At 54.9% G+C, this 13,092-nt stretch carries 9 protein-coding genes; 4 read left to right on the forward strand and 5 right to left on the reverse strand.

Annotation, left to right across the window (positions count from 1 at the left end):
- The first annotated feature begins 193 nt into the window (after positions 1 to 193).
- Positions 194 to 2,872 carry a DNA polymerase I gene (locus tag KPHS_00210; RefSeq protein ID YP_005224321.1) on the forward strand — a complete coding sequence of 893 codons (2,679 nt, stop codon included), beginning with the start codon at positions 194 to 196 and terminating at the stop codon, positions 2,870 to 2,872.
- A gap of 347 nt (positions 2,873 to 3,219) precedes the next feature.
- Here the strand turns inward: KPHS_00210 and KPHS_00220 are convergent, their stop codons facing one another.
- Positions 3,220 to 3,852 (reverse strand): GTP-binding protein, encoded by a 633-nt coding sequence (locus KPHS_00220; RefSeq protein YP_005224322.1) that lies wholly within the window; start codon positions 3,850 to 3,852, stop codon positions 3,220 to 3,222.
- Between the two features lie 583 nt (positions 3,853 to 4,435).
- Between KPHS_00220 and KPHS_00230 the strand changes: the two genes are divergently transcribed.
- A complete protein-coding gene (locus KPHS_00230; protein YP_005224323.1) occupies positions 4,436 to 4,942 on the forward strand; it encodes a Der GTPase-activating protein YihI in 507 nt (168 codons plus the stop codon).
- A 188-nt stretch (positions 4,943 to 5,130) separates the two neighbouring features.
- The gene (locus KPHS_00240; protein ID YP_005224324.1) at positions 5,131 to 6,504 is read left to right on the forward strand and encodes a coproporphyrinogen III oxidase; all 1,374 of its coding nucleotides are present in this window, start codon (positions 5,131 to 5,133) and stop codon (positions 6,502 to 6,504) included.
- Positions 6,505 to 6,760: 256 nt separating this feature from the next.
- On the opposite strand, the gene KPHS_00250 is transcribed toward KPHS_00240, so the two are convergent.
- From KPHS_00250 to KPHS_00280, 4 genes are all read right to left on the reverse strand, one after another.
- Positions 6,761 to 8,170 carry a nitrogen regulation protein NR(I) gene (locus KPHS_00250; RefSeq protein ID YP_005224325.1) on the reverse strand — a complete coding sequence of 470 codons (1,410 nt, stop codon included), beginning with the start codon at positions 8,168 to 8,170 and terminating at the stop codon, positions 6,761 to 6,763.
- Positions 8,171 to 8,178: 8 nt separating this feature from the next.
- Positions 8,179 to 9,228 carry a nitrogen regulation protein NR(II) gene (locus tag KPHS_00260; RefSeq protein ID YP_005224326.1) on the reverse strand — a complete coding sequence of 350 codons (1,050 nt, stop codon included), beginning with the start codon at positions 9,226 to 9,228 and terminating at the stop codon, positions 8,179 to 8,181.
- A 188-nt stretch (positions 9,229 to 9,416) separates the two neighbouring features.
- Complete coding sequence (locus KPHS_00270; RefSeq protein YP_005224327.1) at positions 9,417 to 10,826, reverse strand: glutamine synthetase; 1,410 nt, start codon at positions 10,824 to 10,826, stop codon at positions 9,417 to 9,419.
- A gap of 56 nt (positions 10,827 to 10,882) precedes the next feature.
- A complete protein-coding gene (locus tag KPHS_00280) occupies positions 10,883 to 11,044 on the reverse strand; it encodes a hypothetical protein (protein ID YP_005224328.1) in 162 nt (53 codons plus the stop codon).
- Between the two features lie 160 nt (positions 11,045 to 11,204).
- Between KPHS_00280 and KPHS_00290 the strand changes: the two genes are divergently transcribed.
- A complete protein-coding gene (locus KPHS_00290; protein ID YP_005224329.1) occupies positions 11,205 to 13,028 on the forward strand; it encodes a GTP-binding protein in 1,824 nt (607 codons plus the stop codon).
- Positions 13,029 to 13,092: the final 64 nt, after the last annotated feature.

Raw genomic sequence — 13,092 nt, forward strand, 5'->3', positions numbered from 1 at the left:
GAATTGCGGGAAAAATTCAGGATTTCATGCCCGTCTGTGGCATCCTTTATCCATAATCTGATAAACAGGCACGGAAATTATGGTTCAGATCCCAGAAAACCCTCTCATCCTCGTTGATGGCTCCTCCTATCTTTATCGGGCGTATCATGCGTTTCCGCCGCTGACTAACAGCGCAGGGGAGCCCACCGGGGCTATGTACGGCGTACTGAATATGCTGCGCAGTTTGATACTGCAGTATCAACCGACTCATGCCGTCGTGGTCTTTGATGCGAAAGGGAAAACCTTCCGTGATGAATTGTTCGAGCATTACAAATCTCACCGCCCGCCGATGCCGGACGATCTGCGCGCGCAGATTGAGCCGTTGCATAAGATGGTGAAAGCGATGGGGCTGCCGCTGATGGCAGTCCCGGGCGTCGAAGCTGACGATGTGATTGGCACCCTGGCGCGGGAAGCGGAAAGGGCAGGTCGCCCAGTCCTGATCAGCACCGGCGATAAAGACATGGCCCAGCTGGTGACGCCGGGCATCACCCTGATCAATACCATGACCAACACTATCCTCGGACCGGATGAGGTGGTTACTAAGTACGGCGTCCCGCCGGAGCTGATTATTGATTTCCTGGCGCTGATGGGCGACTCCTCGGATAACATTCCCGGCGTGCCGGGCGTGGGCGAAAAGACCGCCCAGGCGCTGCTGCAAGGCCTCGGCGGCCTTGATACGCTGTATGCGGAACCGGAGAAGATCGCTGAACTGAGCTTCCGCGGCGCGAAAACGATGGCGGCGAAGCTCGAGCAGAACAAGGACGTGGCTTATCTCTCTTATCAGCTGGCGACCATCAAAACCGACGTCGAGCTGGAGCTCACCTGCGAAGAGCTGGAGGTGCAGCCGCCGGCGGCAGACGATCTGCTGGCGCTGTTCAGACAGTATGAATTTAAGCGCTGGACCACCGACGTTGAGGCCGGAAAATGGCTGCAGGCTAAGGGGGGCAAACCGGCTGCGAAACCTGCAGCGCCTGCAGCAGCGGCAGAAGCGGAAGAAGAGGTTGAAGCCGCTACTGCACTTTCAGCAGAGCATTATGTCACTATCCTTGATGAGGCTACGCTGCTCACCTGGATCGATAAGCTGAAGCAGGCGCCGCTCTTTGCCTTTGATACGGAAACCGACAGCCTGGATAACATCTCCGCCAACATGGTTGGTCTTTCATTCGCTGTTGAGCCAGGCGTGGCCGCCTATGTCCCGGTAGCGCATGATTATCTTGATGCGCCGGATCAGATCCCGCGCGAGCGCGTGCTGGCGCTGCTTAAACCGCTGCTGGAGGATGAGAAGGTGCTCAAGGTCGGGCAAAATCTCAAATACGATCGCGGCATTTTGGCTAATTACGACATTGAGCTGCGCGGGATTGCGTTCGATACCATGCTCGAGTCTTACATTCTCGACAGCGTGGCGGGCCGCCACGATATGGACAGTCTTTCCGACCGCTGGCTGAAACATAAAACCATTACCTTCGAAGAGATCGCTGGCAAGGGTAAGAATCAGCTCACCTTTAACCAGATTGCGCTGGAAGAGGCTGGTCGCTACGCGGCGGAAGATGCCGACGTTACGCTCCAGCTGCATCTGAAGATGTGGCCGAAGCTACAGCAGCATGAAGGCCCGCTGAATATCTTCCAGCATATTGAAATGCCGCTGGTGCCGGTGCTGTCTCGCGTTGAGCGCAACGGCGTTAAAATCGACCCCGCCGTGCTGCATGCGCACTCGCAGGAAATTGCCCAGCGCCTGGTTGAGCTGGAGCAGCGAGCACATGAGATCGCCGGGGAAGCGTTTAATCTCTCCTCCACCAAACAGCTGCAAACGATCCTGTTTGAAAAACAGGGTATCAAGCCGCTGAAGAAGACGCCGGGCGGTGCGCCGTCCACCTCTGAAGAGGTGCTGGAAGAGCTGGCGCTCGATTATCCGTTGCCGAAAGTGATTCTGGAGTATCGTGGGCTGGCGAAGCTGAAGTCGACCTATACCGATAAGCTGCCGCTGATGATTAACCCCAAAACGGGCCGCGTGCATACCTCCTATCATCAGGCGGTCACCGCCACCGGCCGTTTGTCGTCTACCGATCCAAACCTGCAAAACATTCCGGTGCGTAACGAAGAAGGGCGCCGTATTCGCCAGGCGTTTATCGCGCCGGAAGATTACGTCATTGTCTCGGCGGACTACTCGCAAATCGAGCTGCGCATTATGGCGCACCTGTCGCGGGATAAAGGCCTGCTGACCGCCTTCGCGGAAGGGAAGGATATTCACCGGGCGACGGCGGCTGAAGTATTTGGCTTACCGCTGGACAGCGTCAGCAGCGAACAGCGGCGCAGTGCGAAAGCCATCAACTTCGGTCTGATCTACGGCATGAGCGCCTTTGGCCTGGCCCGCCAGCTGAACATCCCGCGTAAAGAAGCGCAGAAGTACATGGATCTTTATTTCGAACGTTATCCGGGCGTCCTGGAGTATATGGAGCGCACCCGCGCACAGGCGAAGGAGCAAGGGTATGTTGAAACGCTGGATGGCCGTCGACTCTATTTGCCGGATATCAAGTCCAGCAATGGCGCTCGTCGTGCCGGCGCGGAGCGTGCGGCGATTAACGCCCCGATGCAGGGGACGGCTGCGGATATTATCAAGCGGGCGATGATTGCCGTTGATGAATGGCTGCGGAGCGAGAAACCTCGCGTGCGGATGATCATGCAGGTTCACGATGAACTGGTCTTTGAAGTGCATAAGGATGAGCTCGATGCCGTATCGAAAAAGATCCACGAACTGATGGAGAACAGCACTACGCTGGCGGTACCGTTGCTGGTGGAAGTGGGCAGCGGCGAAAACTGGGATCAAGCGCACTAAGTATACAAAGCGCAACGCGATTTTCTGTAAGTAAGCAACATAACTTATAGAGTTTTGTGAGGATCATTTGAATTTGCTATGTAAATAGTGAAAAAAAACTACAAAAAATGCTTTATCCGTGAGCGAAAGAAGAGTAAAGTTATTCGCGTAGGGTACAGAGGTAAGATGTTCTATCTTTCAGACCTTTTACTTCACGTAATCGGATTTGGCTGAATATTTTAGCCGCCCCGGTCATTTATGACCGGGGCGTTTTTTATTGCGCGAAAGAAAAGTTTAAGGCTGTGAAAACAACGTAGTATGAACGTCCGGATAGGGCGCTACGCGCCGTTATCCGGAAAAAGCGGGGGTTACTCGGCGTCTTCGACGGCTTCTTGCGGCGGGATTTCGTTAAACCAGCTATCCAGCTTCTGTCGCAGCTTATCGACGCCAGATTTTTTCAGCGAAGAGAAGGGTTCAACCTGGACATCGCCATTGAAGGCCAGTACCGCTTCACGCACCATATTCACTTGCGCTTTACGCGCGCCGCTGGCGAGCTTATCGGCTTTGGTGAGCAGTACCAGCACCTGAATATCGCTCTCTACCGCCCATTCGATCATCTGCTGATCGAGATCTTTAAGCGGATGACGTATGTCCATCAGCACCACGAGACCCTTCAGGCATAGACGTTTTTCCAGGTATTCCCCCAGCGCGCGCTGCCACTTGATCTTCATCTCTTCGGGTACTTGCGCATAACCATAGCCGGGCAGGTCGACAAGGCGCTTGCCCTCAGCGACTTCGAACAGGTTAATCAGCTGCGTACGCCCCGGGGTTTTGGAGGTACGCGCCAGGTTCTTCTGATTAGTCAGCGTATTCAGCGCGCTGGATTTTCCCGCGTTGGAGCGGCCGGCGAACGCCACTTCAATACCGGTATCGGCAGGAAGATGGCGGATATCTGGCGCGCTAGTGACAAAGTGCGTCAGTTGATAATTCCAGTTGGTCAAGACGGTCGTCTCCGTTAAAACAGGCTATGGCAGCGATTATACCTGAACAGCAGAAAAAGGCTGTTTTTACCGCACGCCGTTCCTGTAAGTAAAAACCATATGGTTTGTGAGACATTGACTATTCTTTGTATAGGACATACCTGAGGAAAATAAGACAAAACATATTTAAAGTGTTGAAAATTAATTAATTATAGAAATAGAGAATTCTGAAAATAGATTTTTAACTGCCAGACTGGTTGTCGATTTTTGTCAACAAGGTAAAGTAATACACAACGGCGGGGATGCTGAAAGGATTAGGACTCAGGACGAGGAGTCAGGAAGCGCCAGGAGGCGAAGACCACAGGATAGTCAGGATGACGCGCGTCTTGGAGACGTTTTACAGGGAAAAGGAAGAAACAGGGACCGTTGGACGCTAAGGGAAAGACAGGGTGAGTCGTTAGCGAACAGGGAAAGAAGAGCCCGTTAAGGGTGGTCAGTGAGGAAAAAGGCGACAGAGTAATCTGTCGCCTTTTTTCTTTGCTTGCTTTCTGCTAGATTCCGCCTCAATTCTATACTGAATACTACTGTCTGAAGATTACACATCATGAAAAAACCGACATCCGCCACCCGTGGCAAATCCGGCCGCAAGTCGCGTGAAGAGTTAAATCAGGAAGCTCGCGATCGCAAACGGCAGAAGAAACATCGTGGCCACGCGGCAGGCAGTCGCGCGAACGGCGGCGATGCGGCTTCAGCGGGTAAAAAACAGCGTCAGGCGCAAGATCCGCGCGTGGGTAGCAAAAAACCGATCCCGCTGGGCGTGAGCGAAAGCAGCGCTCCAGCCCCCAAGCAGCATAAACCAAAGAGCGAGAAACCTATGCTTTCACCGCAGGCTGAGCTGGAGTTGCTGGAGAATGATGAGCGCCTGGACGCGCTGCTGGAACGTCTGGAAGAGGGCGGCACCCTTAATGCTGAAGAGCAGAGCTGGGTGGACGCCAAACTGGATCGCATTGATGAGCTGATGCAGCAGCTCGGCCTCTCTTACGATGATGAAGATGAAGAAGAGGAAGAGCGTCAGGAAGATATGATGCGTCTGCTGAAGGGTGGAAACTAACATTTGCATCCCATCGGATTCCCGGTACTCCTTATAACCCTTCTGGTTATATGTTATCTGCTGTGGTTATTCGTTAAACTACGACGGTTGTCGCGGCGTCAGAAATGGCTGCGCAACCGGCTCATGACCCGCGGTGCGGTGGGGCCGGGACGGCGTACCCGTCGGCGGCACCATCGGAAGGAGTGAGCATGTCTGAGCAGATAATCGACTGGGATCTGGCCCTGATCCAGAAATATAACTATTCCGGGCCGCGCTATACCTCGTATCCCACCGCGCTGGAGTTTTCACCGCAATTTGGCGCGGCGGAATTCGATGCCGCTGTGGCCCGTTACCCACAGCGTCCCCTGTCGCTGTACGTGCATATCCCGTTTTGCCATAAGCTGTGTTATTTCTGCGGCTGCAATAAGATAGTCACCCGCCAGCAGCATAAGGCCGATCAATATCTCGATGTCCTTGAACAGGAGATCATCCACCGCGCGCCGCTGTTTGCCACTCGCCAGGTGAAGCAACTGCACTGGGGGGGCGGCACGCCAACTTATCTCAATAAGGCGCAAATCAGTCGCCTGATGGATCTGTTGCGCAGCCATTTCCATTTCAGCGCGGAAGCCGAGATCTCCATAGAGGTCGATCCGCGTGAGATCGAACTGGATGTCCTCGATCATTTACGCGCTGAGGGTTTCAACCGCCTGAGTATGGGCGTACAGGACTTCAATAAAGAGGTTCAGCGTCTGGTTAACCGTGAGCAGGACGAAGCGTTCATCTTTGATTTGCTCAACCATGCGCGGGAGATTGGTTTTACCTCGACCAATATCGACCTCATTTATGGCCTGCCGAAGCAAACGCCGGAGAGCTTCGCCTTTACCCTGCAAAAGGTCGCCGAGCTCAATCCTGACCGCCTGAGCGTGTTTAACTATGCGCATCTGCCCACGCTCTTTGCCGCTCAGCGGAAGATTAAAGATGCCGATCTGCCCTCCGCTGAGCAGAAGCTGGAGATCCTGCAGGAAACCATCGGCTCGCTGACGACGGCAGGCTATCAGTTTATCGGCATGGACCATTTCGCCCGTCCCGATGATGAATTAGCGGTCGCGCAACGTCACGGCGTACTGCATCGTAATTTCCAGGGCTACACCACTCAGGGCGATACCGATCTGCTGGGGATGGGCGTTTCGGCGATCAGCATGATTGGCGACAGCTACGCCCAGAACCAAAAAGAGCTCAAGCAGTACTACCAGCAGGTAGCAGAGCAAGGGAACGCCCTGTGGCGCGGGATCGCGTTAACTCGCGATGATTGTCTGCGTCGCGACGTGATTAAAGCGTTGATCTGTAACTTCCAGCTGGATATCGCGGCGGTCGAGGCGCAGTGGGATGTGGATTTTGCGTCTTATTTCGCCGAGGATCTGAAGCTGCTGGCGCCGCTGGCGCATGACGGGCTGGTGGCTGTGGATGATAAGGTCATTCAGGTGACGGCGAAAGGCCGCCTGCTGATCCGCAACATCTGTATGTGCTTTGATGCCTACCTACGGCAAAAGGCCCGGATGCAGCAGTTCTCACGGGTTATTTAATATTTTCCCCCTCTCCCGCAGGAGAGGGGGAACAATTAGCTGAACAGCCCGACCAGCGCAGCGCACAGCACGGCAGCGACTGCCGTTTGTGGCGTGTGACTCGCAGCGGCGCCGCTCGATATCATACTCACCAGTGATTCAAACATGATGCTCTCCCCTAATGCCGGGCACGATCATACTCAACTCATCGGAACAGTAAAGTACAAAATAGCAGCACTTTGCGCCGATCGGCTATTTTTCATCATGCTGTTGAACCCTACTCCATACCCAACTCTTTTAGCTTACGCGTCAGGGTATTACGTCCCCATCCCAGCAGGCGCGCAGCCTCCTGCTTGTGCCCCTGAGTATGGCGCAGGGCGGTCGTTAGCAGCGTGCGCTCCATTTCGGGTTGCGCTTCTGAGAGCAGGTTTTGATGACCGGATCGCAACGCCCGATCGGCCCACTGACCCAGCAGCGTAGCCCAGCTGTCAGGCTGCATCTGCGTTGGGCTATCAGGAATCGTGGTCTCAAACAGTTCGCTCGGCAGATCCTGCGTCAGCACCTCCTGGCCGGCGGCCATGACGGTGAGCCAGCGACAGGTGTTTTCCAGCTGACGGACGTTGCCTGGCCACGCCAGGCGGGTCAGCGCTGTCTCCGTTTCCGGATGCAGCTGTTTGGCTTCAACGCCGAGCTCGCGGGCGGCTATCTGCAGAAAATGGCGGGCCAGGCGTGGAATATCTTCCCGGCGCTCGCGCAGCGGCGGTAAATGCACCCGGATGACGTTCAGGCGGTGGAACAAATCTTCACGAAATTTCCCCTCCTGCACGCGCTGTTCCAGGTTCTGGTGGGTAGCGGCGATGATCCGCACATCGACCTTGACCGGCGCGTAACCGCCCACGCGATAAAACTGACCATCCGCCAGCACGCGCAGCAGACGAGTCTGGACATCAAGCGGCATATCGCCAATTTCATCCAGGAACAGCGTACCGCCGTCAGCCTGTTCAAAGCGACCCTGACGGACGGTATTGGCGCCGGTAAAGGCTCCTTTTTCATGGCCGAACAGCTCGGACTCAATCAGGTCCTTGGGGATCGCCGCCATATTCAGCGCGATAAACGGCGCTTTTGAGCGTGGACTATGGCGATGCAGGGCATGTGCGACAAGCTCTTTACCGGTACCGGATTCGCCATTGATCAGCACGCTGATGGATGAGCGCGACAGGCGGCCAATAATGCGAAAGACATCCTGCATAGCTGGCGCTTCGCCGATGATGTCGGCAGTTGGGCTACTTATCGGCGCATTTCGCGGCTGCTGCTGCTCTTGATAGTGGCTTATCGCCCGGTCGACGAGGGCGACGGCTTCATCGATATCAAAAGGTTTGGGCAAATAATCAAACGCGCCCTGCTGATAAGCGCTGACCGCGGCGTCCAGATCGGAATGCGCGGTCATTATGATGACCGGAAGCATTGGATGGCGCTGCTTAATCTGTTTGAGCAGCGCCAAACCATCCATTCCGGGCATACGGATATCTGACAGCAGTACATCCGGGGTTTTGGTGGTGAGGGCATCTAGCACCTCATTGCCGCTTTCGAACGTTGTGCAGCTCAAGCCGGCTCCGGTGAGCGCGCGTTCAAGCACCCAGCGGATGGAGCTATCGTCATCAACGATCCAGGCTATCCCTCGTTGCATAAACACCTCTACTTCCGAATAGGCAGGTATACCGAAAATTCGGTATGACCCGGCCAGCTGGTGAATTCAATTTTGCCGGAGTGCTGATCGATAAGGCTACGGGCGATAGATAAGCCCAGGCCGGTACCGCCTTCGCGGCCGCTGACCATCGGATAGAACAGCGTATCCTGGAGATGGGGCGGAATACCCGGGCCATTATCTTCAACGTCGATGCGGGCGGCGAGGCGATAACGCACCCCGTGCAGCGTCAGCTGGAAAGCGGTGCGGGTGCGAAGAATAATTTCGCCCCCTTCCGGCCCCAGCGCCTGCAGCGCATTACGGACGATGTTCAGCAACACCTGTTCAATTTGATCCGGGTCGTGGGGTAGCTCTGGTAGGCTGGGGTCGTAATCGCGGATCAACTTCACGTTGTCCGGCAACTCCATGGAAACCAGTTTAACTACCCGTTCGGCGACTTTGTGGATGCTTTCGGTAACGTGCATGCCCGGATGCTGTGGTCCGAGCAGGCGGTCGACCAGATTTCTTAACCGGTCGGCCTGCTCAATGATCACTTTGGTATATTCCGTTAGCGCCGGGTCGGGCAGCGCTTTGCTGAGCAGCTGGGCCGCGCCGCGCAGGCCGCCTAACGGGTTTTTTATCTCATGCGCCAGGCCGCGGACGAGGTCGCGAGCGGCGACCTGCTGCGCATGCTGCAGCTGCTCCTGGCTCAGGCGGCGCTGATTATCCATCGGCGCCATTTCCAGCAGAATAAAGCCTTCCGGCAGCCGCTGGGCGGTCAACGACAGGATGTGCGAACGGCCATCGATAACCAGCGTCACTTCGTTATCGGTAAACCCCTGGCCCGCCTGCAGGCTCTCCTGCATCAGCCCGATATTCAACGAAAAATAGCTCAACAGCTCAGGTAATGGGGTGCCAAACAGCTTGCGCGAGCTCTGCGCCAGCAGCTGCTGCGCCGCAGGGTTGGCAAAGTGCACCGCCAGGTCATCATCGACCAGTAAAATACTGTTGATAAGGGAGTTAAGGATCTGCCCAGCATCGGGCAGTGTGCCTGTTGCCATTCGACAGTCTCCTGAAAATGAATGCACCAATTTAGTGCAGTATAGCTTTTTATCGGTAAAAAGCTCGCGAGATCAGCGTGTTGGTGGAGAAAAAAGCCCATCCTGAGATGGGCTGAAAGTTTCCACGGCAACAAAATATCCCGGGCATCTCGCGCCACAACACGACATACCCTGGATTTACAGCAAAATTAGACGCTGTAGTACAGTTCGAACTCAACCGGATGCGGAGTCATGCGTACGCGGTCGTTCTCTTCCATACGCAGGGCGATGTAGGCATCGATAGCGTCATTGGTGAACACGCCGCCAGCGGTCAGGAACTCGCGGTCAGCATCCAGGGCCTGCAGGGCTTCTTCCAGAGAACCGGCAACCTGCGGGATCTCTTTCGCTTCTTCCGGCGGCAGGTCATACAGGTTTTTATCCATTGCTTCGCCCGGATGGATTTTGTTCTTGATACCATCAAGGCCAGCCATCAGCAGCGCCGCAAAGCACAGGTACGGGTTGGCAGCCGGGTCCGGGAAGCGCACTTCGATACGACGCGCTTTCGGAGAGGTCACCACCGGAATACGGATAGAGGCAGAGCGGTTACGGGCAGAGTAAGCCAGCATAACCGGCGCTTCGTAACCCGGGACCAGACGCTTGTAGGAGTTGGTGGTCGGGTTCGCCAGGGCGTTGATGGCTTTAGCGTGTTTGATTACGCCGCCGATGTAGAACAGCGCCTGCTCAGACAGACCGGCGTATTTGTCGCCGGAGAACAGGTTGGTACCGTTTTTCGCCAGAGACATATGGCAGTGCATGCCGGAGCCGTTGTCGCCGAACATCGGTTTCGGCATAAAGGTCGCGGTTTTACCAAAGCGGTGAGCGACGTTGTGAACAACGTATTTGTAAATCTGAATTTCATCCGCTTTTTTGGTCATGGTATTGAAGCGGGTTGCCACTTCGTTCTGACCTGCGGTTGCTACTTCATGGTGATGGGCTTCAACAACCAGACCCATCTCTTCCATGATCATACACATGGTGGAACGGATGTCCTGAGAAGAGTCTACTGGCGGAACCGGGAAGTAACCCCCTTTCACGCCCGGACGGTGACCTTTGTTACCGCCTTCGTATTTGGTGGAGGAGTTCCACGCACCTTCAATGTCATCGATCGCGACATGGGAGCCGGAGATAGAGGCGCCAAAACGGATGTCGTCGAACAGGAAGAATTCTGGTTCTGGCCCGAACAGGACGGTATCAGCGATGCCGGTGGCGCGCAGGTACTCTTCAGCGCGTTTCGCGATGGAGCGCGGGTCACGGTCATAGCCCTGCAGGGTGCCTGGCTCGAGGATATCGCAGCGGATGATCAGGGTCGGTTCTTCGTAGAACGGGTCAATGACCGCGGTGGACGCGTCCGGCATCAGGACCATGTCAGATTCGTTGATACCTTTCCAGCCACCAATCGAGGAGCCATCAAACATTTTGCCTTCTTCGAAGAATTCGGCATTTACCTGATGAGACGGAATCGTGACGTGCTGTTCTTTACCTTTGGTATCGGTGAAGCGCAGATCGACAAACTTCACTTCGTGCTCGTTCAGCATCGTCAAAACGTGTTCAGCGGACATACTTAAACTCTCCCGGATTGGTCATTGTCGTCGTGGTAACGAAAACTTCATACTGCTTAAAAGTGGCGTTGTTGCCTTAAAAAATATAAAGCGAAATCTGTGCCAACTTTTAAATGCCCCATAAAACGCTGTATCATGCGCACCATAGTGCAAAAGGACTGCACCATGATGGAGATAATGCACCAAAATAGTGCTTCAGTGTGAACATTGAGCACCATTTTGGTGCAATTTTTGTTACGGTGCCCTTTTATCGCTCCGTGAAAGCGGTCACAAAGAAACTCTGCAATACTTGTTTGCGGAGGATGTTTGTGATCCTGTTCAGTCCTTCGCTTAATACGTGTACAATAACGCGCTATTTCTAATGCCTGAGGCAAAGTTGTGATCGAAAATCTGCGTAATATCGCCATCATCGCGCACGTTGACCATGGTAAAACTACCCTGGTTGACAAGCTGCTACAGCAATCCGGTACGTTCGACGCACGTACTGAAGCACAAGAACGTGTGATGGACTCCAACGATTTGGAGAAAGAGCGTGGGATTACCATCCTCGCGAAAAACACCGCAATCAAATGGAATGATTACCGTATCAACATCGTTGATACCCCAGGGCACGCCGACTTCGGAGGTGAAGTTGAGCGTGTTATGTCCATGGTTGACTCTGTGCTGCTGGTGGTAGATGCCTTTGATGGCCCGATGCCGCAAACGCGCTTCGTGACCAAAAAAGCTTTTGCCCACGGTCTGAAGCCGATCGTGGTCATCAACAAAGTTGACCGCCCGGGCGCGCGTCCGGACTGGGTTGTCGATCAGGTGTTCGACCTGTTCGTTAACCTCGATGCGACCGACGAACAGCTGGACTTCCCGATCGTTTACGCGTCCGCGCTGAACGGTATCGCGGGTCTGGATCACGAAGACATGGCTGACGACATGACCCCGCTGTACCAGGCGATTGTCGATCGCGTGCCGGCGCCGGACGTTGATCTTGACGGTCCGCTGCAGATGCAGATCTCCCAGCTGGACTACAACAACTACGTTGGTGTTATCGGCATCGGCCGCATCAAGCGCGGTAAAGTGAAGCCGAACCAGCAGGTCACTATCATCGATAGCGAAGGCAAAACCCGTAACGGTAAAGTCGGTAAAGTGCTGACTCACCTGGGTCTGGAGCGAATTGAGAGCGACGTAGCTGAAGCTGGCGACATTATCGCGATCACCGGTCTGGGCGAGCTGAACATCTCCGACACCATCTGCGACCCGCAGAATGTCGAAGCGCTGCCGGCCCTGTCCGTTGATGAGCCGACCGTTTCCATGTTCTTCAACGTCAACACCTCTCCGTTCTGCGGTAAAGAAGGTAAGTTCGTTACCTCTCGCCAGATCCTGGACCGTCTGAATAAAGAGCTGGTGCACAACGTGGCGCTGCGCGTTGAAGAAACCGAAGACGCTGATGCGTTCCGCGTTTCCGGCCGTGGTGAACTGCACCTGTCCGTTCTGATTGAAAACATGCGTCGTGAAGGTTTCGAGATGGCGGTTTCCCGTCCGAAAGTTATCTTCCGTGAAATCGACGGCCGTAAACAAGAGCCGTTCGAGAACGTGACGCTGGACGTCGAAGAGCAGCATCAGGGTTCTGTCATGCAGGCGCTGGGCGAGCGTAAAGGCGACCTGAAAAACATGAATCCGGACGGTAAAGGCCGCGTACGTCTCGACTACGTGATCCCAAGCCGCGGTCTGATCGGCTTCCGTTCAGAGTTCATGACCATGACCTCCGGTACCGGTCTGCTTTACTCCACCTTCAGCCACTACGACGACGTTCGTCCGGGCGAAGTGGGCCAGCGTAACAACGGCGTACTGATCTCCAACGGTCAGGGTAAAGCGGTAGCGTTCGCGCTGTTCGGTCTGCAGGATCGCGGTAAGCTATTCCTCGGCCACGGCGCTGAAGTTTACGAAGGCCAGATCATCGGTATTCACAGCCGTTCCAACGACCTGACGGTAAACTGCCTGACCGGTAAGAAACTGACCAACATGCGTGCGTCTGGTACTGACGAAGCCACGGTTCTGGTTCCGCCGGTTAAGATGACCCTGGAGCAGGCTCTGGAGTTCATCGATGACGACGAACTGGTAGAAGTTACTCCGACCTCTATCCGTATCCGTAAACGTCACCTGACCGAGAACGACCGTAAACGCGCGATGCGCGGTGCAAAAGAAGAGTAATTTTTTCTTCTTGTTGTTCGCTAAACCCCGCCTCTCCGGCGGGGTTTCTTTTTTTCATTCCTGC

The sequence above is a fragment of the Klebsiella pneumoniae subsp. pneumoniae HS11286 genome, from assembly GCF_000240185.1.
Lineage (GTDB): Bacteria > Pseudomonadota > Gammaproteobacteria > Enterobacterales > Enterobacteriaceae > Klebsiella > Klebsiella pneumoniae.

Excerpts from the sequence above, each read along its gene's own strand:
- KPHS_00210 (YP_005224321.1), top strand. The coding sequence starts at position 194 with ATGTACGGCGTACTGAATATGCTGCGCAGTTTGATACTGCAGTATCAA.
- KPHS_00230 (YP_005224323.1), top strand. The coding sequence starts at position 4,436 with ATGAAAAAACCGACATCCGCCACCCGTGGCAAATCCGGCCGCAAGTCG.
- KPHS_00240 (YP_005224324.1), top strand. The coding sequence starts at position 5,131 with ATGTCTGAGCAGATAATCGACTGGGATCTGGCCCTGATCCAGAAATAT.
- KPHS_00250 (YP_005224325.1), bottom strand. The coding sequence starts at position 8,170 with ATGCAACGAGGGATAGCCTGGATCGTTGATGACGATAGCTCCATCCGC.
- KPHS_00260 (YP_005224326.1), bottom strand. The coding sequence starts at position 9,228 with ATGGCAACAGGCACACTGCCCGATGCTGGGCAGATCCTTAACTCCCTT.
- KPHS_00270 (YP_005224327.1), bottom strand. The coding sequence starts at position 10,826 with ATGTCCGCTGAACACGTTTTGACGATGCTGAACGAGCACGAAGTGAAG.
- KPHS_00280 (YP_005224328.1), bottom strand. The coding sequence starts at position 11,044 with ATGGTGCTCAATGTTCACACTGAAGCACTATTTTGGTGCATTATCTCC.